24 protein-coding genes are annotated in these 22,926 nt (G+C 41.9%); 8 read left to right on the plus strand and 16 right to left on the minus strand.

Going from position 1 to position 22,926, the window contains the following annotated elements; genetic code table 11:
* On the minus strand, positions 1-675 hold the full coding sequence (gene mtbC, locus BHR79_RS00950; protein WP_449288778.1) for a dimethylamine corrinoid protein MtbC: 675 nt from the start codon (positions 673-675) through the stop codon (positions 1-3).
* Positions 676-926: 251 nt separating this feature from the next.
* Between mtbC and BHR79_RS00955 the strand changes: the two genes are divergently transcribed.
* The 3 genes from BHR79_RS00955 to BHR79_RS00965 are packed head-to-tail and all read left to right on the plus strand — an operon-like array spanning position 927 to position 4,369.
* On the plus strand, positions 927-1,706 hold the full coding sequence (locus BHR79_RS00955) for a helix-turn-helix transcriptional regulator (protein ID WP_072560396.1): 780 nt from the start codon (positions 927-929) through the stop codon (positions 1,704-1,706).
* 10 nt (positions 1,707-1,716) lie between these two features.
* A complete protein-coding gene (locus BHR79_RS00960; RefSeq protein WP_072560397.1) occupies positions 1,717-3,984 on the plus strand; it encodes a histidine kinase dimerization/phosphoacceptor domain -containing protein in 2,268 nt (755 codons plus the stop codon).
* Complete coding sequence (locus BHR79_RS00965; RefSeq protein WP_072560398.1) at positions 3,974-4,369, plus strand: response regulator; 396 nt, start codon at positions 3,974-3,976, stop codon at positions 4,367-4,369. The genes BHR79_RS00960 and BHR79_RS00965 overlap by 11 nt, the downstream gene beginning before the upstream one ends.
* Positions 4,370-4,375: 6 nt before the next feature.
* Here BHR79_RS00965 and BHR79_RS00970 read toward each other — a convergent pair whose 3' ends face one another.
* The 13 genes from BHR79_RS00970 to eif1A form a co-directional block, all read right to left on the minus strand.
* Complete coding sequence (locus BHR79_RS00970) at positions 4,376-4,522, minus strand: 30S ribosomal protein S27ae (protein ID WP_072560399.1); 147 nt, start codon at positions 4,520-4,522, stop codon at positions 4,376-4,378.
* Between the two features lie 9 nt (positions 4,523-4,531).
* Complete coding sequence (locus BHR79_RS00975) at positions 4,532-4,840, minus strand: 30S ribosomal protein S24e (RefSeq protein WP_072560400.1); 309 nt, start codon at positions 4,838-4,840, stop codon at positions 4,532-4,534.
* A complete protein-coding gene (locus BHR79_RS00980) occupies positions 4,821-5,411 on the minus strand; it encodes a GTP-dependent dephospho-CoA kinase family protein (RefSeq protein ID WP_072560401.1) in 591 nt (196 codons plus the stop codon). The genes BHR79_RS00975 and BHR79_RS00980 overlap by 20 nt, the downstream gene beginning before the upstream one ends.
* A 1-nt stretch (position 5,412) precedes the next feature.
* Complete coding sequence (spt4, locus tag BHR79_RS00985; RefSeq protein WP_072359208.1) at positions 5,413-5,598, minus strand: transcription elongation factor subunit Spt4; 186 nt, start codon at positions 5,596-5,598, stop codon at positions 5,413-5,415.
* A 14-nt stretch (positions 5,599-5,612) separates the two neighbouring features.
* Complete coding sequence (locus BHR79_RS00990) at positions 5,613-6,176, minus strand: DNA-directed RNA polymerase (protein ID WP_072560402.1); 564 nt, start codon at positions 6,174-6,176, stop codon at positions 5,613-5,615.
* A gap of 78 nt (positions 6,177-6,254) precedes the next feature.
* Positions 6,255-6,620: a DNA-binding protein gene (locus tag BHR79_RS00995; RefSeq protein WP_072560403.1), complete on the minus strand. Its 366-nt coding sequence runs from the start codon at positions 6,618-6,620 to the stop codon at positions 6,255-6,257.
* Positions 6,617-7,843 (minus strand): translation initiation factor IF-2 subunit gamma, encoded by a 1,227-nt coding sequence (locus BHR79_RS01000; protein WP_072560404.1) that lies wholly within the window; start codon positions 7,841-7,843, stop codon positions 6,617-6,619. Before BHR79_RS01000 ends, BHR79_RS00995 begins: the two co-directional genes overlap by 4 nt.
* 149 nt (positions 7,844-7,992) lie before the next feature.
* The gene (locus BHR79_RS01005; protein ID WP_072560405.1) at positions 7,993-9,090 is read right to left on the minus strand and encodes a COG1361 S-layer family protein; all 1,098 of its coding nucleotides are present in this window, start codon (positions 9,088-9,090) and stop codon (positions 7,993-7,995) included.
* Positions 9,091-9,113: 23 nt separating this feature from the next.
* On the minus strand, positions 9,114-10,214 hold the full coding sequence (locus BHR79_RS01010; protein WP_072560406.1) for a COG1361 S-layer family protein: 1,101 nt from the start codon (positions 10,212-10,214) through the stop codon (positions 9,114-9,116).
* Positions 10,211-12,520 (minus strand): efflux RND transporter permease subunit, encoded by a 2,310-nt coding sequence (locus BHR79_RS01015; protein WP_091828914.1) that lies wholly within the window; start codon positions 12,518-12,520, stop codon positions 10,211-10,213. Before BHR79_RS01015 ends, BHR79_RS01010 begins: the two co-directional genes overlap by 4 nt.
* Positions 12,521-12,752: 232 nt before the next feature.
* Positions 12,753-13,235, minus strand: a complete 483-nt coding sequence (locus BHR79_RS01020) for a MarR family winged helix-turn-helix transcriptional regulator (RefSeq protein WP_072560407.1) — start codon at positions 13,233-13,235, stop codon at positions 12,753-12,755.
* A gap of 382 nt (positions 13,236-13,617) precedes the next feature.
* Positions 13,618-14,694: a KamA family radical SAM protein gene (locus tag BHR79_RS01025; protein WP_072560408.1), complete on the minus strand. Its 1,077-nt coding sequence runs from the start codon at positions 14,692-14,694 to the stop codon at positions 13,618-13,620.
* Between the two features lie 201 nt (positions 14,695-14,895).
* A complete protein-coding gene (gene eif1A, locus BHR79_RS01030) occupies positions 14,896-15,231 on the minus strand; it encodes a translation initiation factor eIF-1A (RefSeq protein ID WP_072560409.1) in 336 nt (111 codons plus the stop codon).
* A gap of 425 nt (positions 15,232-15,656) precedes the next feature.
* On the opposite strand from eif1A, the gene BHR79_RS01035 reads away from it, so the two are divergent.
* From BHR79_RS01035 to acnA, 4 genes are all read left to right on the plus strand, one after another.
* On the plus strand, positions 15,657-16,082 hold the full coding sequence (locus tag BHR79_RS01035) for a hypothetical protein (protein WP_072560410.1): 426 nt from the start codon (positions 15,657-15,659) through the stop codon (positions 16,080-16,082).
* A 73-nt stretch (positions 16,083-16,155) separates the two neighbouring features.
* Positions 16,156-16,794 carry a CDGSH iron-sulfur domain-containing protein gene (locus tag BHR79_RS01040; protein WP_072560411.1) on the plus strand — a complete coding sequence of 213 codons (639 nt, stop codon included), beginning with the start codon at positions 16,156-16,158 and terminating at the stop codon, positions 16,792-16,794.
* 310 nt (positions 16,795-17,104) lie between these two features.
* Positions 17,105-17,224 (plus strand): citrate/2-methylcitrate synthase, encoded by a 120-nt coding sequence (locus BHR79_RS10695; RefSeq protein WP_234970385.1) that lies wholly within the window; start codon positions 17,105-17,107, stop codon positions 17,222-17,224.
* Between the two features lie 26 nt (positions 17,225-17,250).
* Positions 17,251-20,028, plus strand: coding sequence for an aconitate hydratase AcnA (acnA, locus tag BHR79_RS01050; protein ID WP_072560412.1), 2,778 nt, complete (start codon positions 17,251-17,253; stop codon positions 20,026-20,028).
* A 178-nt stretch (positions 20,029-20,206) separates the two neighbouring features.
* Here the strand turns inward: acnA and BHR79_RS01055 are convergent, their stop codons facing one another.
* Entirely contained in the window at positions 20,207-20,638 is a 432-nt protein-coding gene (locus BHR79_RS01055) for an FKBP-type peptidyl-prolyl cis-trans isomerase (RefSeq protein ID WP_072560413.1), read from the minus strand.
* Positions 20,639-20,806: 168 nt separating this feature from the next.
* Here BHR79_RS01055 and BHR79_RS01060 point away from each other — a divergent pair, with 168 nt between their 5' ends.
* Positions 20,807-22,027 (plus strand): NAD(P)-dependent malic enzyme, encoded by a 1,221-nt coding sequence (locus BHR79_RS01060; RefSeq protein ID WP_072560414.1) that lies wholly within the window; start codon positions 20,807-20,809, stop codon positions 22,025-22,027.
* 8 nt (positions 22,028-22,035) lie between these two features.
* Here BHR79_RS01060 and BHR79_RS01065 read toward each other — a convergent pair whose 3' ends face one another.
* On the minus strand, positions 22,036-22,869 hold the full coding sequence (locus BHR79_RS01065) for a 4Fe-4S binding protein (protein ID WP_234970386.1): 834 nt from the start codon (positions 22,867-22,869) through the stop codon (positions 22,036-22,038).
* Positions 22,870-22,926: the final 57 nt, after the last annotated feature.

Below are 22,926 nucleotides of genomic sequence, written 5' to 3' on the forward strand. Positions count from 1 at the left end.
TTATAAGAGAAGTTCCTTTGCTTTGTTGACAGCTTCAGTTGCATTTTCTGCATAGCAATCTGCACCGATCTTTTTGGCCCAGGAGTTGGTTGCAGGTGCGCCGCCTACCATGACTTTTACCTTGTCACGGAGACCTTCTTCTTCAAGGGCTTCGATTACTTCCTTTTGGCCCTGGAGAGTGGTAGTCATAAGTGCGGAAATACCGACCATGTTTGCACCAGTTTCCTTGATCTTGGCAATGAAATCTGATACAGGTGCATCACGGCCAATGTCATGGACTTCGAATCCTGATGTCTGGAGCATGGTTGATACAATCGATTTGCCAATGTCATGGACATCTCCCTCTACTGTACCGTTGACAATTACGCTGGCAGCTTTTTCGGATGATTCAGGCATATCATCTTTAAGTTCATCCACACCGGCCTGCATGGCTTCTGCAGCCATCATGACATGTGGAAGGAATAACTTACCCCTTTCAAAAAGGGTACCGACTTCGTTCATACCTGCTGCAAGACCATTCTCAATGATGTCGGGAGCCTCGAGTTCACCACGGGCTTTTTCGACAGCAGCAAGAACCTGGTCTTTCTTGCAACTTACAATTGCATCAGACAGTTCTTTGTATAATTCTTCTTTTGACGTAGTTACAACCTCCTTTCCATAGAGATTTGAGACCACCGATTTAATCGGCTTACTCTCAAGAAAAAGAGGATATGAATTGTATATAGCCTGAATTGCATCGAATTTGCGAAAGATAAAAGAATGATCAAACCCTAAGAGGTTTGTCAAGGGGTATGAGCAATTACCAGTGGTATGGGAAATTATAACGGTTTTAAAATAAATAACCTCGTTTTAATGGACCCTTTTCTGAAATGGTATAAATAATATAAAAAAAAGAAGTTTAACCCCCGTTACTAAAAGGTGAATGTATGCAATCATCATTGAGTGATACTATCTGGCTCTCTGAAAAAAGAAAAAGACTTCTTTTACTACTAATGGAAGGACCCAGAAATATAGACCAGATCAAAACATCCCTTAATGTTACATCCAAAGCAATGATGCCCCAGATAAAAATACTCAGGGAGCAAAACCTAATCATCGAAGAGGACAGGGTCTATCTGCTTTCGGATATAGGGGAAATTATAGTAAAAAATATGGTCCCACTGTTGAAAACCCTGGGGGTAATAGAGGAAAATAATGACTACTGGGCAACCCGGGATTTAAGTTCAATCCCGGAAGAACTTGATTCACGGCTGGGTGATATAGGGGAATGTATGGTAATCGAACCGGATATGAACCATCTTTTTGACCTGCCCGAAGAGTTCAGCAAGAATCTGATCAAATCTAATAAAGTAATGACAATAATGGCCTATTTCCATCCTCTTTATCCCGATCTATATTATGAACTGGCAAACGACGGGGTTCAAATAGACCTTATCCTTACTGAGCCAATTTACAAGCGGATGAAAGAAGAATACACTGATAGATTCCGCCACATTGTTGAACGGGAACATACAAATCTCTATATTTGCAACGAAGTCAATCTTACATCCGTTGTAACAGATAGGTTCATTTATCTCTGCCTCTTCAATAAGAATGATATGTACGATCACAAGAAAATAATGAGTTTTGATGCAAGTGCACTTCAATGGGGTACTGAATTATATGAACACTTTCGCCAGAAATCAACTCTGATAGAATGGGATTGACCCCGACTGAATGATTGAAATGACATGGAAAGATGTACCACTAAAATCCAAACTTGTATTTTTTATCCTGATGGGAATACTTGTGGTACTGATTACATCCACTGCAGTGATTATTTCAACAGTTACAACCCAGGAAGAGGATCTGGCATACCAGCAATCAATAGAGACGGCGAAAAACTATGCCAATAAGTTTGATATTGAAATGCGATCAAACCAGGCCATTGGACAAACGATAGCCCATTCCCTTACACAGTATCATTCAGAAAACCGTACAGAAGTAAACAATATATTACTAAAACTGCTGGAAGAAAACCCTGACTTACTGGGAACCTATGTCTGTTTTGAACCCAATGCATTTGATGGGATGGATAGTAGTTATGTAAATACGACCGGCCACGATGAAACCGGGAGATTCATTCCTTACTGGAACAGAATACCAGGAGAAATAACACTTGACCCACTGCTCGATTATGAAACATCCGGATACTACCAGCTGCCAAAAAAACTAAATCGGGATATCGTTACTGAACCTTATTACTATGAGGGTGTATTCATTGTAAGTTATGTCACACCCATTATGAGAGAGGGTGAATTTATTGGCATAGGGGGTGTAGATGTCTCCCTGAATCACCTTAATGCTGTAATAAACAAGGTAAAAACCTTTGATACCGGCTATGCGATTATGACCGGAAATACAGGGATTCTCATATCTCATCCTACAGATGAAGAACTTGTGGGAGCAAAAACCCTCTATGACTACGGTGTGCCGGAAATTACACAGATGGCTGATGAAATAAAACTCGGCAAAAGTGGCTATATTGAAACAATAGATCCCATTACCGGCAAAGATGTGGTCATGTTCTATGAACCAATAAGGACCTCAAATTTTGCATTTATCCTGGTGGTACCAAGGGATGAAATGCTTGCAGGAGTAACAGACCTCAGGAATAGATTACTTTTGATTTCCTCAATATCATTGATATTCATGGGAGCTGTTGCAATCTTGATTACCAGATCGGTGACAGGCCCGATAAATGAAATAGTGAACGACTTTAAGAATATATCTGATGCTGCGATAGGAGGGAAACTTGATGAAAGGGCCGAAACAGACGTAGATATTGATTTCCGGGAAATACCTGAAGGATTGAATGATATACTTAATGCTCTTGAGAATGCCAGTCAGTTACGAGAAGAGATGGAAAAAGTTGTCAACAACAGCCCCGTAATTGTTTTTAAATGGAAAGCAGAAAAGAACTGGCCTGTTGAAGTTGTATCAAAGAACATATCCCAGTTTGGATATTCTCCGGAAGATTTCGGACCAGATGGCCTTGATTATGGGGATATTGTACATCCGGATGACCTGCCCGAAGTTGAAACTAAACTTGGGGAAATATGCTCCGGTAAGGAAACCCAGTTCAATATAGAGTACAGGATACTGACAAAAGACGGTGAAACCCGATGGGTTGATGAGCGTACCTTTATCCAGAGAGAGCAGCGTGAAGTCATACATAATATTATTAATGAAGATAATGACATTTACAGCCAGGTTTCTGATCTGGAAGGCAAATGCCATGATGTGAAATATCTACAGGGCGTAATCGTGAATATCGATGAAAGGAAAAAAGCTGAAGAAGCCCTTCTCAAAATTGAAGATATACGAAAAAAAGAAATACACCACAGGATAAAGAATAATCTTCAGGTTATATCCACACTATTATACCTTGAATCTGAAAAATTCAGGGATGAGGATGTGCTGGATGCTTTCAACAATAGCAGGGACAGAGTTCGCACAATGGCTCTTGTACATGAGAAACTTTACCAGTCAAAGGACATGGAGAGTATTGATTTTGCAGACTACAGCAAAAATCTTATCAATTATCTGTCCCAATCCTATGTACTGGAAAAAAGTGAAGTCGATATAAAAATTAATGTAGAAAACATATTTTTGGGAATGGATACAGCCGTTCCACTCGGAATAATTATTAATGAACTTGTATCCAATTCATTGAAGTATGCTTTTGATAAGGGTAAAGGCACTATAATAATCGAGCTTCGAAAAATAAATGATCATCACAAACTGGTTGTCAGTGACAATGGTATCGGAATGAAAGGTGAAATTGATTTCGAAGATACAGATTCCCTTGGCCTCCTGCTTGTCCATACACTTGCAGAACAGATCAATGCAACAATAGAAATAGACACATCAAAAGGCACAAGATTTGAAATTACTTTCCAGGAAAAAAATCAAGAAATAACAGAGGGCGAAGATGTCAGGTGAAAAAATCCTCGTGGTAGAAGATGAAAATATAGTAGCCCTTGGCATAAAAAAAATGCTCAAAAGAATGGGGTTCAGGGTGCCCAGCATAGCAGCTTCTGGCGAAGAAGCCATAAAAAAAGCTGAAATCACTTTTCCGGATCTTGTACTTATGGATATAATGCTGAAAGGCAAAATTGATGGAATTGAAGCAGCTGAAAAGATATATGGCACCATGGACATCCCTGTTGTATACCTTACAGCTTATTCTGATGATAAAATACTTGAAAGGTCAAAAAAAACAAAACCCTACGGCTATCTTATAAAGCCCTTTGAGGAAAATTCCCTGCAAAATACTATAAAAGTAGCTCTGGGCAATTACAGGAAAGAAAAAGAAAAAAAAGAGTGAAAATATTTATTTGAATTCAGTATAGCCACATTTACCACAGGTCAACCTGTCCTTATGTTCGGCAAGGAATACACCTTCGCCACAACGGGGACAGAACTGTCTGGTACGTTCGATATTATCGCCGTCTATTTTATAATATTCTTTTACAGCCATGTAACCACCTTATTCTTCACTTGCTTCTTCTGCTTCAGTTTCTGGAAGCTCATTTCTTTTGAGGCTATATTCCTTTTCAACTTCTTTCATGCGGGACGCATCTTCATAGATCCTGGCATAACCGGATAATTCCTGTTTACCGAACATGTTTCTCATGTCCTGGACTATAATAAGTTCAATAGGCACATTCAGCATGGCTGCAAGTTTTGATTTGACATCATTTCTTGCAGGTGTTGGCCCCTCAAAAGTCACATTGAACTTCAGTTCCTTTCTGTTTAGAAGAGTATTGTTCTTCTCTTCAATTATGCTGATATCCATACAACTTCCTCCACATAGTGTATAATTGTTCTTTACAATGCTGTTTATCAATGATCTTGTCAATTAGTTCTGTCATCTCTTCCTTTTTGGAAGCAGTGATTCGGACAAACATCATACCTTCGCCAGGTTGTCCATAGAGAACGACGGATCCTACAGGGGCCATCATTATTGCAGGAAGAGATGCAAGATCTTCTTCTCCCTGCACAAATATCCTGACTCGCCGATTTGAACCTAGTGCTTCCGCAAGTGCATCCACCAGTTCTTCAGTAATTGAACCGGCGGGATTATTTACAACCAGTTCCTTGAAACCTGATTGTTTTGTACCTGTGATCATCTGCTCGCAAGCAGGTTGGCGATGAGTTTTTTCATCGATTACAAGTATATCTGGAATAATATTCGATTTGAGCAAGTGGAACGTAGTAACATCACCTACAGATATAAGTTTTATGGGGTCATCAAGATCCCTTGATACTTTTCCAATGTTATCTTCGCCGGACCCTTCATAAAGGACCCCAAATTTTTTACGTAACAGAGGACGCAGGGATGCGGGTATCGAAATCGTTCCACCCAAATTACCGCACCTTCAAAGCATATTTGTCAGGAATCGTAACCCCTATCTTTTTTGCGATTTCGGACTTTTCAGGGTCCACTATAACCAAAAGTCCGCTCCAATCGTTACTAAGGTTAGTGGTGCCACAAACAGGACATTCCTGACCTGCAACAAGCCTGTGACAGTCCATGCAAACAGATTCAACCATACTAAAACTCCTGATTATTTATTTGCTACAGTGGGTTTTCTCTGTTCATCGAGCCATTCCAGCTTACCCAGAGCAGGTTGTCGCATTGTCAGGCCGATCTTACTGTCACGTGGCTCCCTTTCATTAATACTAACAGCCACTATACGAGCCCTTACTCGATCGCCTTCAGAAAGAGCTTTATTTACGTTCTTACTGATCAGCCTTCCATTCTTTCCATCATAGGACATGAAATCGTCTGTGATCTGGCTAACATGCAGAAGACCGTCCATTGCACCTATGCTGACAAAAGCTCCAAATTCAACGGTTTCAACAACTTCACCTTCGATTACTTCCTGAAGCGTCGGTATGAACATGATCGCTTCAAAAGTAACATCATAATAGACTGCGCCATCTCCTACAAGAATATGACCTTCACCTATCTCATCAATATCAGTGATAGCTACAACAGAGCCGATCTTTTTGTCAACTCGCCCTTCAAGTTTATTCTTGAGAGCATTTTTGACACTGACCCTTACATCATCGGCAAGGAGACTGGGAGCGACCCGAACTGTATCAACAAGCTTCATCCTCTTGTACATATAATTATCTCCGCAATATCATTATATAAGAATACCAGAACTTCTCATCCCTTATAAACCATTGTGCTATTATCCAGATTACAGGAAATCAAGTTTGTTCTTTTGCCTCAGCCTTACAATTGGTATTTCCTTTTCTTTCAACCTTTGCTGTAATCCAATATCATTGGTCAACACAGCTGCATCATAAACGGGTGCAAGGCGGACAATCACATCATCCGCAAATCCCTCTCCTTCTATAATATCACATCTTTGGGATAATGAAATAGCTAATTTCGCAGCCATTTTATCCTTACCCCGACAACGTCTTACAAGGCCATCAAGTTCGTGCAGGATCGCTGTGGGAAGGAGGAATTGATCAAAACCCAATCTCCTGAGTTCCGCAAATATGTCCACACCAAATTGTGCTGGAAGCATTATCCCGTTTGTGTCAATGATAACCTTCAATCCTCAATTACCCCGATACCGATCAATCTCCATCGGGAACCAATCCTGCGGCTTATGGCAACCATTGAACCAATGTCTGCACAAACAGGTCTTTTAAGATTGACCTCGGCAACATCTTCCCTGGCACTTGTAACAATTCCCACAGTTGTGGCTGTGCCGGCGTTTAACATCAGGGGCTCACTTGTCTTGATCTGACCAATTTCCCCTTCATCATCCACTCCGACAACACGATCAAGAAGTTTTAACCTGAGGGTGAAAGAATGATTGGTACTGGGTAATGTCCCGGGTTTACCTGCTACCTGGCCGGTAAGAGAATCACTTTTTGTCAGGTCCGGGTCAAGCTCTGTACCCACTGCCAGAAGACCTCCGGGAGTAGCTTCATCAACGGGAGTCGTACCTGCTATAATACCAGTTACCCTGGTATGAATAGGATCCCAGTGGATGGCACCTTCACTTTCAACTTTCCTGCCTGGTTTTATTTCCAGCTCATCGCCAGCCTTCAATGTGCCCTCTGTAAGGGTACCACCGATAACACCACCTGATATCTGGTCAATAGGAAGACCTGGACGGTTTATATCAAAAGATCTTGCAATGAGCATTCGTGCATCCTTATCAAGTTTGTAGGTAGGAGCCGGAATCACTTTTTCCATTGCATCTATAAGTGCATCAATATTTATATCCTGCTGGGCAGAAATAGGGATTATGGGAGCATTCTCTGCAACCGTGCCTTTGACGAATTCCTTTATCTGTTTATAGTTCTCTATGACATCTTTCCTGTTTACAAGATCAATCTTGTTCTGGACTATGACAACGTTTTTGATACCAATGATGTCAAGAGCCATGAGATGTTCCTTTGTCTGGGGTTGGGGGCATTCCTCATTGGCAGCAATGACAAGAATAGCACCGTCCATAATGGCTGCACCCGAAAGCATTGTAGCCATCAGTGTTTCGTGCCCAGGAGAATCTACAAAGGATATGGTCCTGACTTGTTCTGTTTTTGCGCCACAGTGTGGACATTCTTTCTTTACTGAATAACACCGTGGTTCAGGGCAGGTGGGGCATTTCATCAAAGTTGTATCTGCATAACCCAGACGGATTGAGATACCTCTTTTCAGTTCTTCACTATGCTTATCAGTCCATACACCGGATAATGAACGTACAAGAGTGGTTTTTCCATGATCGACATGACCTACCATGCCAATATTAACACAAGGCTGACTCAATTTTTAATTTCCCTCCCTTTTGGGACTAAAGTAGAAATGTAGTTGATATAAGATGAATTGAACGTGAAACACTTAATAATTCTAATTACGTAAAAATGTTGCTGTCAAAACAGGATTGTACAAAAATAAGGAGAGGAGTGATAAAAACATCACTCTTCTGGTTTTTGACCTGGTTTACGCCTCATATACAACACAATAGCACCTATAACCAATGCTGCAATAGCAAAACCTACAGGTAACATCAATCCGCCTGTATAGGTGTTGGATGAAGCCGATACCTGTGTTTTTATTTTCACATTATCTGAAACCCTGTCATGACCTTTAGTGTCCTCATACTTGATTTCACTGTTTATGGCATATGGTTTTTCAATCGCAGTATCCCCTACTTTAATTTTAAATACCGCAACGGAACTTTCCCCGGCATCCAGATCCCCGAGATATGCCTGATCATCCGTGGTACTGAAAGGATTAGCTGCACTTATACGAACAATGGCATCCTTTACAGGTTCATTACCCGTATTGGTATAGGTAGCATGCAGCATTCCTTCCTCACCAACAGCCAGCTTCCCGGAAACATTGGTAACCTCAAATTGCGCTTCCTTTTTCACATTTACAGGGATGGTAACATTCTGGGAACCCACATCATACCAGAGTCCCACATCCATATTTGTAACTCCAAGACTTGTTTCATTATCCCCGGATACCTGGACATTCTTCTGGTAACCATAATAAAGACTGAGAATCAGGGGATAATCCCCTGATGGTGCATTCTTCGAAAACTCCACATTAAACATAACAGGAGATGAAGTCTGCTCACCGGAAGCCAGTGAACCGGCTTCCTGCGGACCGGATTTCACTTCTACATTGGGATCAGGGGAAGTGAGAATTGCCACAATCCCAATCGCAGTTGTCCTTTGGGATTCATAGGACATTTCCTGTTGCTGTAGTTTCTGATCAAGTACATCTATCGGGTCATCATCCTTTTCAGACCTGAAACCTGTAATCAGCCCCTTATTCATAAGATTGATATTCAAAGTGACGCTATCACCACGATAAAATTCATTATCCCCAACAATGTTTGCGCTTACATCGGGACCGCCATATACAGTGTAGTAGTTATCACTAAAATCAAAGTTATCAGGCAGGGCATTATTCTGCGGGGTAAAGCCCGCAGCAGAGCCCGGAATCAGGCACACCAGGGATATTCCCAGTGCAATTATTCCTATTATTAAATTTCTTTTGTTCATGTTCACTCCTCTCCTTTACAGAATTACTTTTTCTTTTTGCGGATACTGTCAACTACCAGATATATCGTTATCAAAAAAGTCAATAAAAGTGAAATCTGAGTAATACCAATCCATTCATCTGATGATTGCATTGGAACATTTATTTTCATGTTATCAGAAAATGCGTATTCCCCATCCTCATCCATATAGCGTATCTCACTATCTATTGCATATTCCTTGACAACAGCCATAACGTCTGAATTCACATTAAATGAAACTGTATGTTCTTCGCCCGGTTCAAGAGTACCCAGCAATTCAGTAGAACTGCCGGTACTTAAGGGGTCCATGATGACCACCCTGGCAAGAGCACCCTCCGCGGTCAATTCACCTACATTGCGATAAGTCACCTCTATTAGGCTTTCTTCACCGGCAACCAGATCTCCATCGACATTCACTACCTGGAATTTAGCTGCTTTTTCTATATGGATAGGTATTTGCAGAGTTGTATTCGAATTATTGTAGTAGGTAGCATGATCCATGTCAGGTAGCCCTAGCTGAATAGTCTTGCCACCTGTCATACGAACATCCTCCTGATACTCATAGCTTACAGGAAGAAACAGTATATAATCCCCTGCTGGAGCGTTATCCGAAATTTCAATCGTGAACGTCATAGGACGCGAGGGTAAATCTCCGGGAACCAATTTTTCCAGGGTCTGGCCATTGGTCGAAGAATCGATCTCTATATAATCAGTGGGGGAAACAAGACTGGTCTTTATACCGTAGGCAATTGTGCGTTTTGTTTCATATTCCAGCTCTTTCATGGCAAGGGCTTGTTCGGCCTTATCATCCTCCACATCTGTGACGGATTTAAAGCCGTGCAAAATACCCCTGTTAGATAGAATAACATTGACATTGGCTTTTTCGCCCCGATCAAAATGAGTGTCCCCTACTACTGAGGCATGAATATCCGGCATACCATAACCCCGGTAATAATTTGTAGTATATTCATAAGTTGGGGGAATGTACTCTTTCGACTGGGCCGTAGACACACCAATAAATAGAGTTGCAAGCAGTATTACTGAGATCAGGGACAGAAAGACCAGTTGTCTTCTGAAATTATTTGTATTGTGTTGGGTTCTACTCATGTGATATCAGCCCCTGTTTGAAGGTTATTTGCAGATAAATTCAGATTATGCCCTGCTTTTTTTGCTCTGTGTTTTTCCCTCCATTTGTCCAGGGTTACAATTACGGGAGGGAATATGACAAATGTAGCAATCATAGCAAGGGCAACATCGATTACAGTAATAATACCAAAACTGCTTATAATACCAAAAGCAGAAGCAACCAGTGCCAGGAAACCAAATAATGTGGTCAGTCCGGAAGTAACGATAGCCTTGCCGATCTTAACACTGGCTTCACACATAGCTGCTTCAGGTAGAGCACCCTTTTCCCTCTCCTCAAAGTAGCGCTCCATCATAAGTACCGCATATTCCGAACCAACACCCAATATCAGAGCTCCAAGGGTCGCGGTCATCGGCGTGTATTCCATATTCAGATAGTACATAAGCCCTCCAGTCCATCCAATTACCATAAACATGGTTATGACAGGTACAAAGGCTTTCAGGAAATCCCTGTATATTAAAAGCAAACCGGCGAAAACCATTCCAAGACCCAGGTATGTCATGAAAATCCTCCCAGAGGTAAGGGCACCTATTACCTCGATAAACACAAATGAATGACCCGTGATTGTCACACTTACATCTGGTGGAGGAGCAAGCCACTGAATATCGTTTTCAATGACATTAGCAAGAGTTTCAATACCTTCCAGTCCCAGACCGCTCATAGCATCACCAATGTTGAGGTTGACGACCATTATATTCTGGCCACTGATGTATCGTTCCTTTGCTGAATCAGGAATCGCTGAAAGAACATGCCTGACCCCTTCCTCTGAATCCGGAAGCACTCCATCATTGTTCGATTTGACAAGGGAAGCCAGACTTGTGGCTCCATAGATATTCTCACGATTATCAACTTCATGCCGGCTGAATTTATCGACCCAATGTAAAAGGTCAGGGTCTGCAATATTTGAAGTTTTTATGATTATGTTGAGCTCATCATCCCCACCTGTAATATCCCCGAGATGTTGAAGGTCTATCAGGGCAGGCATGTCTTCCGGCACAAAGGTTTCAGTGTCTGTCTGGATTGGCACAAAGGTATCTGTGTAGAGACCGTTTACACAGATCAAACCTGCAATGATGAGTACGGGAACGGGATGCTTCATTGTAAAAGTCGCAACCGAACGCAGGGTATTGTCAATAAAGCCGCCTGAATCATTGCTGGTTTGCTTTTTGCCAGATTTTTTGAACCTGCGTGTGATAAGCCTGTGACGGAGGGAATCGACATGGTGCTTCTTTGCCTTTTCCTGTCTTTTTTTTGCAAAGGTATCAAGCCCGTATATAACAGTCACACCTACAAAAAGAGAGGACAAGAAACACATAAACACACCAATAAGAAGAAGTTTTGCAAAATCCTGTACCATAGGTACTGTAGAAGTCGCAAGAGAAACAAAGCCAAGTGATGTGATTGTAAGCGCAATCATGACAGCCGGACCGGTATGTTTGATCGTGTCGATAACCGCCTCCCTGGGAGATTCACCCCTGTCCAGTTCTTCCTCAATACGGTTATGGAACTGTATGGCATAATCAATTCCCAAACCAATAAGTACCGGAAATGCTGCCATGGATACCATTGTCATGGGTATACCCAGATAACCCATTGCACCGAACGTATAGATTATTCCCAGAAGCACAATTGCAAGGGGCATCAATCTCCATCTTACGTGTCTGAATACAAGATAGAGAACAATGACCATCAAAAAGGCGGAGAGCAAGAGCAATACACCCATACTGGACATCATTTCCTCATTCATCCCTATCTCAAAGGCAGGATCACCGGTGACGATAAAATTGTACCCTGGAGGAAACTCTGCCAGGTCTACCGAAGATTCAACTTCACTAAGAATTTCCTGTTTTCGAATCTCACTGGTGTCCCCTGCCATTTCAATAAAAACAAGTGTATGGGTTTTATCCGGAGACAGGGACGACGGAATATAAGGAATTAATTCGGACAACTGTTCATCATTTTGCGGGATCTCAAATCTTCCGTTTTCCAGATTGTTGGCTTCCTTTACAACCGAAGAAGCACTTTGCGTACTCAGCACACCCGGTATCGAAGACGACATCCTATCCAGACGATCGATCGCTTCCAGTAAAGCCCTGTCCTGTACATCACCACCTTCCACCATAACAACGATGGCTTCCTTACTGAAAAGGCTCAGATAAAGATGATCATAATTCTGGTACAGCTGCGAATCTTTATCTACAAATGTTTCTGTACCCGATTCCATCTTGATCAGCTGAGCACCTTCAAATGAAACAAGAACAAGTAACATTGCAATTATCAGAATGGCAACCGCATGATCCTCTATGAAAATACCCAGTTTCTCAAAGATGTTTTTAATGGGGACCCGCTCCTTTTGATTTATAAATATTATAGATTTACTCAAATATGCTGGATTTCTTGTAGATTAGCATTTGACTATATATTGGCGGGTTTGACCATGCAATTCGTCTATATATAATTTCGCATTTATTAATAGAAAGAATTCATTTATACCAATTATATTAATTATCTGAAACATAGGCAGATATTTTTCGTTCCAGATTTACTACCGAACGCATGCTTTGCAGCATTTCTTCAATTTCATCCTCTACAAGCCCTTCAAGCATGACATTAACGAATTTTTCCACACAGCCTTCAAGAACATCCATATACCTATAACCAGAGGAGGTTAGAGAGATCCATATTTTTCTCCGGTCCATAGGATCAGCTGTCCTTTTTACCAGACCGTCCTTTTCAAGAGAATCAATAATGCTTGTCACACTGCTTTTTTTCAGGTTCAGGAACTTGGCCAGTGCGGAAGGCATCATCTCTTTTTCACGCCCAAGGATAAGGATTGCATGATTGCGATTTTTTAAATTTGGCAACGGCTCGGACTTGTTATCAAAAACTTTTTCCACAACATCATAAAGAACTTTCCTGGATAAAATATCATATTCCAGTTTCAGTTCTGCAAGTTCCTTTATAGATGAATGAAAATCTTCCAATTAGTAACAACTCCACAACATATTTCATATTCCAAATAGTCAATTTATCGAACAATTAGAATAATGAAATATAAATTTAACCCCTGAAACAATTAGCAGAATAGAAAATGCCTTGACAGCCTTAGAAAATGATAAAAAAATCCGTAAATGAACTGGAGAGGGATACAAGCAGAATCCCTCCCGTTTGGAGCGAGTGCTACAGATCAACTCTGATACATATACTTGTCGCTTATGAGGATGCTGGCGTAAAGTAATTAGAACTGAAAACAAAATAGAGCATACTGATAGATTAAAAAATAGACAATTATGAGAAATATATAAATATTATAGATCATAGGTGCCAGCTAACTGACACCATATAACCTGAAGAAACAGTTCCCTTTTACTCAGGTACATTCGGAATTTCCGTTAATTCACCCCGATGATTCCTGAGAACATATTTTTCCTCATCTTTATCTACCATATAATAGTCCGGCATCAAAGGAATTTTACCAACATTGGTTGCAATTACATACATTGGCTGAGCAAGTCCTGTTGTGTGCCCCCGCAGACCATCGCGTATCAATTCCGCGCCTTTTTCTACAGGAGTACGGAAATGATCGATGCCCGGTGCAGGTTCACAGTAGAACAGATAATATGGTCTGATTCTTGCAGTCAATAATTTCTGATGCAAATCCCTTATGGTTTGCACATCATCATTTATGCCTTTCAACAAAACGGCCTGATTACCTACATTAACACCTGCAGATACAAGATCATAGACAGCCCTTTTTGTTTTATCAGTTATCTCTTTGGGATGATTGCACTGGGTGTTCAGCCAAATTGGCACATCATGATACCCACCCAGTATCCTTTTCAGATTATCAGTAATCCTGTGAGGCAAAACAATAGGCAAACGTGAGCCAATACGAATCATCTCAACATGAGGAATATCCCGAAGACTTCCAATAATATATTCAATCTTTTCATCCGATAAAAGAAGCGGATCACCACCCGTTATCAGAACGTCCCGGACCTCAGGATGCTGGCGAATCCATTCAATCCCATCGTCCACATTAAAGTCCAGTTTCAGATCATGATTCACAACCAGTTCTTTCCTGAAACAATGGCGACAATAGATACCGCATTCCTGGAAAACCGTGAATGCGACCCTGTCCTTATACTGCCTGGCTATACTATCAGGCCGTACTTCTTCGGTTGCCCTGTTTTCTTTCCAGACAAGGTAATCTTTCATCCCATACCTGTTATGAGTTTCCTGAAGGGATGGGACAACCTGTTTCCTGATTGGACACTCCGGATCATCCTTGTCCATAAGGGAAGCAAAATAAGGTGTAGTACCCCAGTGTGTATCAAGGGTTTTTATGGCTTCCCTTTCAGATTCAGTTAGATTGATTATTTCTTCGAGCTTTTCAAGAGAATTAATTTGATTAGTAATTTGATCTTTCCATTCTTCACTCATTATAGTGAATACTCCTTAGCAAGAGATAAAAGTCATAAAATATATTGTTTATGGTAGATATTTGTAAATAGAACAAGTTGCTTTGCTCAAATCCAGACAAAAAAAACATATTCAAACAAGCCAAAAAAGGCGTCTAATTAAAAACTGATTGCGTGAATGGATGGAAAAAACGCTCCATCCCTGCAACACATTAAGTGAAAATTATTTCAGATAACCTTTTTTCTGAAGCCAGGCGACTTCCTGTCTTCTGTATTTCCAGACGACATCGGCTTTTGAATCCTGAATATCCCACGGTACTGCAAGAACCACGTCACCTTCCCGTATCCTCATACGTCTTTTACGGGAACCGGGAATTCTTCCCATTCTTACAACACCATCCATACATTGAAGGTCAAGCCTTTTGCCTCCAAGCATTCTGGATACTGTAGCAACAATTTCATTCCTGTCCTTACGCGGAGTCCGGACTTTAGTAAATTGTGCACCCTCACTCTGCTGTTTATTCTTATTCTTTTTTTTGTTATAGTTGTTATAAGCCAGATTGATACCTCATTTAGATTTTATGAAGGATTTCTATTTTAGTAATCAGAAGACGGAATAATACAAATTATCCTCAAAACAAAACCAATTCCTGATAATAAATTATGCAATCACAACGTTGCTCTATATGCATTCAACATATTTAAACCCAATTGAACAGAGTAAAATAAAGATGAAACATATTAATTTGTTGCAATTGTAAATGAGTTACAAAGCAAGTATCATAAAGCCACATTCGATGTACAGTTGCAATATATTCTTTGCATTTGGATCACTGTTTAATGGTAACAGAAAGTACAGGTAAACATCATCATATTTTCCACCATCCTGTCTAATATGCTCCAATATAATACATATCTGTACATACTAAAGCCACCATCTGTTATTAACCAGAAGTACAATATTATTTGATGGGAGGGATTTCCATGAACAACGACAGGGAAGATTTCTGGGAAAAACAATCCTTTGTAGTAATAACTGACAATACCAAGCCGGCAATGAAGTACACCATAGACGAACTAAATGAAAGAGGTAAAGAAGTGTACGTTTTTGATTTATCAGCTAACCCCGGTAAAGGAGATATAAAAAGTGTTGAAGACATACCAGACAATGTAGAAAATACTGTACTGGGAATCACAACATCTAATCCGGCAGACTTTGTGCAGGCTCTCAAAAACAGAGGATGTTCTAATTTCTGGATACACTGGCGTACTGAAACCCCAGAAATCGAGGAGATGGAGGATCCTCATATACAGATAATAAAGGGAAAATGTCCCATGATGTACCTGGGAAAGGATTTCAGCATCCATGGTCTGCATAGATCAATTGCTAAACTTACAGGGAAGTACTGAATAAAACATATACATTATTTTGCAATAATTATTTAAGCTATTCAGGACAAAAGTCTATGCAAGGGGAATGTTAATGGATAAAGGCGACAAAACCATTATAAAAGTATCAAAAGACGGGCCATACATTGTAAGCAATCTAAACAGCCTGCGTAATTCAAAAGGGGTATTCATTGAAACAAAGCCCACCATTGCAATGTGCAGATGTGGAGGATCCGGGAACAAGCCTTTTTGCGATGGCACACACATGAAGAACGGTTTTTCAGGGGAAAAGAAAGAAGATCGCGTTCCCGACAATATGGATACTTACAAAGGAAAAGCAATTACAATCCATGACAACCGTGGGGTATGTTCCCATATGGGCCACTGTACCGACAATTTACCTTCGGTTTTCAGGAAGGGTGTTGAACCCTGGATCGACCCTGACGGCGCTGACCCGGAAGAAATAGCAAGGATTATCAGGATGTGTCCCTCCGGAGCATTGAGCTACACTATGGATGGACAATTGCACAAAGATTATCCGCATGATGCGGAAGTATTTGTCGGGAAGGACCGTCCCTATAATGTTGTGGGAAATATTGAACTTGAGGACCCGGATGGCTCTAGGCCTGAAACCCAGGACCACTATTGCCTGTGCAGATGCGGTGGCTCCAAAAACAAACCATTCTGCGATGGCAGCCACTGGTACGTTGAATTCAAGGATGAGAAAAACTGAACTCATGTACATCTGGTAAAAAGGCATAATATGAGATTGGTTGGCCTTACAGGAAAGCACTTATTATAATTTCTTATTTTTTTTTTGGAAAATAGCACGATCGATGTGACCCAATTATAACACATAAATTATTGGTTTGGACACCGTGTATACAAAACATACGACCCAGAGCCAGAGTTTACGAACAGCTTGCACGTAAGATTGCCGGGAAAATATAGAAGGTCGCATATGAAGGATGTGTGCAAAATGGGGGTAAACCTATATATCCGAATGTAGATTTTATTCCGGTGTCGTCTACAAATATCTTGACATCCCTCCCAAACTTGCAACGGCAGTTTTTGCCATTGGAAGGATATCGGGCTGGATTGCACATTGTCTTGAACAATATTCAGATAACAAATTGATAAGACCACGTGCAAAATTCGTTTAACGAATTTATAATTACAGGTGCCAATTATGGATAATAATTCAGTTTCTTTTAAAGCAAGAGATACTCTTAATACCAGGGGTAAGAAGAGTACCATATACCGTCTGGATAAACTTGAGGAAAATGGCCTTTGCAAAATATCTTCTCTTCCCTATTCCATCCGGGTATTGCTGGAAAATCTGGTAAGGAATACAGATGGCAAGGTTGTAACAGAAGAGGATGTAAAAAACCTTGCAGGCTGGAAACCCGGCAATGTACCGAAAACGGATATCCCATATATCCCTTCAAGGGTTATCCTGCAGGATTTTACAGGCGTACCTGCGGTTGTGGATATTGCCGCAATCAGGTCTGCAATGAAAAGACTTGGGGGAAATCCAGAGGAAATTAACCCCGTAATTCCTGCAGATCTTATTATAGACCACTCAGTACAGGTCGATTGTTACGGCACTTCCTATGCAAGAAACTGTAATGAGAAATATGAGTTCCAGAGAAACGGGGAGCGTTATGAACTGCTGCATTGGGCCCAGAACGCTTTTGACAATTTCAACGTGGTACCCCCGGGAAGCGGCATAATCCACCAGGTAAACCTTGAACACCTGGCAAATGTGGTACATCTGCGGGAAGAAAACGGCGAAATGGTCGCATATCCCGATACTCTTGTAGGAACCGATTCCCATACAACCATGATCAATGGCCTGGGTGTGCTGGGGTGGGGAGTCGGTGGAATTGAGGCCGAAGCGGTCATGCTTGGCCAGCCCTACTATATGCCAATACCTGAAGTTGTGGGTTTTGAACTAAGAGGAGAACTGAAAGATGGTATCACAGCCACAGATCTTGTACTCACAGTAACCCAGATGCTCAGGGAACATGGGGTTGTAGGTAAATTCGTGGAATTCTATGGTCCCGGTTACAGGAAACTTTCCCTGCCTGACAGGGCAATCCTTGCCAACATGGGTCCAGAATACGGCGCAACGATGGGATTTTGTCCTGTTGACGAAGTTACACTGGATTACATGCGCATGACCGGACGCAGTGAAGAACATGTTAACATGGTTCGCCAATATTGTAAGGAGCAGGGCCTGTTTGCAGAAAGTGATGCACCGGTTCCGGAATATACCTCTACCCTTGGACTTGATATGGGTACGGTGCAGCCCTCCCTTGCAGGTCCGAAAAGACCACAGGACCGCATTGTGCTCAGTGATATGTCCGCAGCTTTCCACAGGACAATGAAAGATGTATACTCCCTGAAGAAAGGAAGTGAAGACTTCGAGAGTGATCCGGATTACAGTCGCTGGCTTGAAGAGGGCGGTTATAATGTTGTGGAAAAAACACATCCCGACCACAGCGGGATCATGAAGATCAAATGTGAAGGGGAAGAGGTCGACTTAAACCACGGTTCCGTCGCCATTGCTTCCATTACATCCTGTACCAATACCTCAAATCCTTCAGTACTTATCGGTGCCGGACTGGTTGCGAAAAAGGCAGTTGAAAGAGGGCTTAAGGTTCAGCCCTTTGTGAAAACAAGTCTTGGGCCCGGATCAAAGGCGGTAATGGACTATCTGGAAGCAGCCGGACTTGTACCTTATCTGGAAGCCCTGGGATTCCACCTTGTGGGCTACGGCTGTCTCACATGCATCGGGAACAGTGGCCCCCTGCACGAAGCGGTAGTGAAGGAAATTGAGGACCGTGATCTGACTGTCGCATCGGTACTCAGCGGAAACAGGAATTTCGAAGGCAGGATCAGCCCTCATGTAAAAGCTAATTATCTGGCATCCCCTATGCTAGTTGTTGCCTTTGCCCTGACGGGCACAGTAGATATTGACCTCACAAAAGAGCCTATTGCATGTGACCCGAACGGTGAACCGGTCTACCTGAAGGATATCTGGCCTGCAAACGGTGAGATAGAGCAGTATTGTGATAAATATGTACAGCCCGAAATGTTTGAAAAAGAATATGCCAATGTATTCCAGGGAACTGAACGCTGGCAGGAACTTGACGCTCCGGAAGGATTACTTTACGACTGGAACAATGAATCCACCTATATCCAGGAACCTCCATTTTTCCAGGACTTCCCGCTTGATATCGAAAATATGGATGATATAAAGCAAGCAAGGGCGCTTGTAGTTGTGGATGACAGTATAACCACCGACCATATATCTCCGGCAGGTTCGATTCATGCCGATTATCCTGCAGGCAGGTACCTTATTGAACACGGCGTGGCGGAAGAAGAATTCAATTCCTATGGTTCCAGAAGGGGCAACCACGAAGTAATGATGCGTGGAACCTTCGGTAACGTGCGCCTGAAAAACAAACTTGTGCCTGGTAAGGAAGGTTCATGGACAGTTTACCTCCCCGAGGGAGAGGAGATGCCAATCTATGATGCTGCCATGAAATACATGGAAAATAACATTCCATTGGTTGTAATTGCAGGCAAGGAATATGGAACAGGCAGCTCCCGTGACTGGGCGGCCAAGGGTACACAACTGCTCGGTGTGAAGGCTGTGATCGCACAGTCCTATGAAAGGATTCACCGCAGTAATCTTGTAGGAATGGGAGTGATCCCCCTACAGTTCAGGGAAGGTGAAAATAAAGAAAGCCTGGGGCTTAAAGGTAATGAAAACTACACCATCAAGGGCATCTCAGAAATGAAACCCGGTGGCGAACTCGAGGTTGTAGCCCGTGACCCAGATGGAAATGAATTCACATTCAATGTAACTGTAAACCTCAATTCCGATATAGAGGTGGACTACTGCAAAAACGGTGGAATTCTACACAAGTTCCTGAGGGACAAGGCAAAGGGGGAATAATTCCCCACCTCTTTTTTCATATTTTCCAGAAAAGTAGGCCTATATTTGATTCATATACTATTTTGCTACCTAAAAGATAGATTTCCAGAGCTTATGCTGGTTAAAATATATTGGGAAAAGTTAGTCAGGCAGCCGTAATTTCAGTAAAGGAATTAGGAAATTAGATGAAAAAGAGATATCAGGATGATATCTCTTTGACCTGTATATTAAAATTCAATGCTTTACCGGCAAGGGGATGATTCATATCGAGTATGACTTCCTCATCGCCCACTTCGGCAATCTTTGCAGGAAGTTCCTGGCCATCTGGTGTTTTTACCAGCAACATCATTCCAACTTCAACGTCAATATCTGACTGAATGTTGTCTTTAGGTACTGGTTGGGAAAGCCCATCATTGTATTCACCATAGGCTTCAGAAGGCTCAAGTCTGAACTCTTTTTCTTCACCTTCTTCCATATCTCTGACAGCATCGTCAAATCCCTGAATAACCTGACCTTCCCCTACAGTAAATTCAAGAGGCTCCTCATGGTTTTCGGAACTGTCGAAAACTGTGCCATCATCCAGAGTACCTTTATAATCAATCTTTATTGTGTCGCCTTCTTTTATTGACAATATATCAACTCAGTGTTGTATAAAAACGAGTTTTCACTCATCTCATAGCCAACCGAGGTATTCTACATTACTTAGGTGTTTTGGGTGAATTCCCAGTAGCGAGATTATAAGTATATAGCCTTCACTATTATAAATCAGGGAATTAACCAGTATAGAGGGGAGTAAAAGTTGAAAGATTTGACAGTAAAATCGTGCATGCAAACCGATGACTCACTTGGAAAGGAGTCGCTTCAACTACACGAAAAAAATCATGGGGTCCTTGAAGTGGCAAGCAAAATCCGCCTGGATAATATCCGGGACTTAAGCATTGCCTATACTCCCGGTGTTGCCGAGCCCTGCAAAAAAATCGCTGAAAATAAGGATGATGTATATAAATATACGCTGAAACAGAACACCGTCGCAATCATAACAGACGGCTCAGCCATCCTAGGGCTGGGAAATATCGGTGCATCTGCAGGTTTACCTGTAATGGAAGGTAAAGCTATCATATTCAAGGAACTTGCAGGAATTAATGCATTCCCGGTATGTCTTGATACCCAGGATACCGAAGAAATCATTAAAACTGTCAAAAATATCGCCCCGGTTTTCGGAGGAATTAACCTCGAAGACATAAGTGCACCCCGCTGCTTTGAGATTGAAGAGCGACTCAAAAAGGAATTGCCAATACCCGTGACACATGACGACCAGCATGGAACCGCGATTGTTACAATCGCAGGCCTACTGAATTCACTTAAACTTACCGGCAAAAAAATCAACGAGATAAAGGTAGTTATAGCCGGCGCCGGTGCTGCCGGCATGGCAATTGCCAAAAAACTCCTTCATACAGGAGTGAGACCTGAAAACCTGCTTGTATGTGACAGACATGGAATTATCAGCAGAAAACGTACAGAAGGGATGAATCCTAAAAAGGAAGAGATCGCTGGATTTTCAAATCCTGAAGAAGTAAAAGGCAGTCTTGATGACGCTGTATCCGGATCTGACGTGTTTATAGGCGTATCTGTTCCCGAAATCCTTACAGAAAAAATGGTCGCTTCCATGAACAATGACGCCATTATCTTTGCTATGGCAAATCCCATACCTGAAATCATGCCCCTCAAAGCCTTTGAAGCAGGTGCTCGTATAGTGGCAACCGGAAGATCTGATTGTCCCAACCAGATCAACAATTGTTTGGGATTTCCGGGGATTTTCAAAGGTGCACTGGACACCAGGGCCACCCAGATAAACCTGGAGATGGAACTTGCAGCCGCCAATGCCCTTGCTGCAATTGTGGATGAGGACGGCATTGAAGAAGATTACATAATACCCAATCCTCTTGACAGAAGAGTAGTGCCTGCTGTGGCAAAGGCCGTTGCAGATGCGGCTATTAAGAGTGGTGTTGTCCGTAAATAATGATGGAATTAAAGGGCTGCATCTTTGTAATCATCAAAACCCCGCCTGTCAAGCAGGTCGCCAAAGCGTTCTCCTTTATGTCCGTATTTCCTGTAATAGGCAAGCGTCTTTTCGAGAATAGAAAATAGCTGTTGTTCATCGGCCAATTCAATTAGCTTGTCACAGGAGCGGGGGAAGCGTCCAACCTTACCTCCTACAAATATAGTATAACCGGATTCTGCACCATAGATTGCATCTTTTTTGCAGGACGTGATGCATTCACCACAAAATATGCAGCTGTTACTGTCGATGTCTAACTGGCCGTTATCGATGGTTATGGCGTCAGTCTTACAAACCTTTTCACAAAGGCCACAGGCCACACAATTGTTTTGGATCCATTCAGGTCGCACCACTCCCATAATACCGAAATCATTTTCCTGAGGTTTCATGCAGGATGCAGGACAGCCGGTTATTGCAATCTTGAATTTTTTGGGAGCATAGGTTCCAAAATATAGCTCATCGATACTTGCAGCCAGTTCAGGACAGTTAATGAGACCGTGGTTGCAGACGGTGTTACCCTGACATGACACTACACCCCGTACCTTCTGACCACTTGCCCCGCCAAAGAGACCTGCATTTTTCATATCTTCACTTATATTTTCGACATCATCCAGATCCACAAAAGGGATCTCCGCACCCTGCCGCGAGGTGATATGGACATGTCCTTTTCCATATTTTTCTGCAGCATCGGCAAGGGCACGCAACTGGTTTGCCTCTACACATCCGCCAACAAGATGTGTACGCATTGAAAATTTTTCATCCTGTCTCTGGGGCAGAAAACCATTATCTTTCAGCGATTTCAGGTTGTTTTTTTACTCATAATGGTCACTTATTAATCGAGTGATGAAAAAGGAGTATAT

Source organism: Methanohalophilus halophilus (genome assembly GCF_001889405.1).
GTDB lineage: Archaea > Halobacteriota > Methanosarcinia > Methanosarcinales > Methanosarcinaceae > Methanohalophilus > Methanohalophilus halophilus.

Coding starts and splice junctions, on each gene's coding strand:
- BHR79_RS00955 (WP_072560396.1), top strand. CDS start 927: ATGCAATCATCATTGAGTGATACTATCTGGCTCTCTGAAAAAAGAAAA.
- BHR79_RS00960 (WP_072560397.1), top strand. CDS start 1,717: ATGATTGAAATGACATGGAAAGATGTACCACTAAAATCCAAACTTGTA.
- BHR79_RS00965 (WP_072560398.1), top strand. CDS start 3,974: ATGTCAGGTGAAAAAATCCTCGTGGTAGAAGATGAAAATATAGTAGCC.
- BHR79_RS00970 (WP_072560399.1), bottom strand. CDS start 4,522: ATGGCTGTAAAAGAATATTATAAAATAGACGGCGATAATATCGAACGT.
- BHR79_RS00975 (WP_072560400.1), bottom strand. CDS start 4,840: ATGGATATCAGCATAATTGAAGAGAAGAACAATACTCTTCTAAACAGA.
- spt4 (WP_072359208.1), bottom strand. CDS start 5,598: ATGGTTGAATCTGTTTGCATGGACTGTCACAGGCTTGTTGCAGGTCAG.
- BHR79_RS00990 (WP_072560402.1), bottom strand. CDS start 6,176: ATGTACAAGAGGATGAAGCTTGTTGATACAGTTCGGGTCGCTCCCAGT.
- BHR79_RS01005 (WP_072560405.1), bottom strand. CDS start 9,090: ATGAACAAAAGAAATTTAATAATAGGAATAATTGCACTGGGAATATCC.
- BHR79_RS01010 (WP_072560406.1), bottom strand. CDS start 10,214: ATGAGTAGAACCCAACACAATACAAATAATTTCAGAAGACAACTGGTC.
- BHR79_RS01015 (WP_091828914.1), bottom strand. CDS start 12,520: ATGTTACTTGTTCTTGTTTCATTTGAAGGTGCTCAGCTGATCAAGATG.
- BHR79_RS01025 (WP_072560408.1), bottom strand. CDS start 14,694: ATGAGTGAAGAATGGAAAGATCAAATTACTAATCAAATTAATTCTCTT.
- BHR79_RS01035 (WP_072560410.1), top strand. CDS start 15,657: ATGAACAACGACAGGGAAGATTTCTGGGAAAAACAATCCTTTGTAGTA.
- BHR79_RS01040 (WP_072560411.1), top strand. CDS start 16,156: ATGGATAAAGGCGACAAAACCATTATAAAAGTATCAAAAGACGGGCCA.
- acnA (WP_072560412.1), top strand. CDS start 17,251: ATGGATAATAATTCAGTTTCTTTTAAAGCAAGAGATACTCTTAATACC.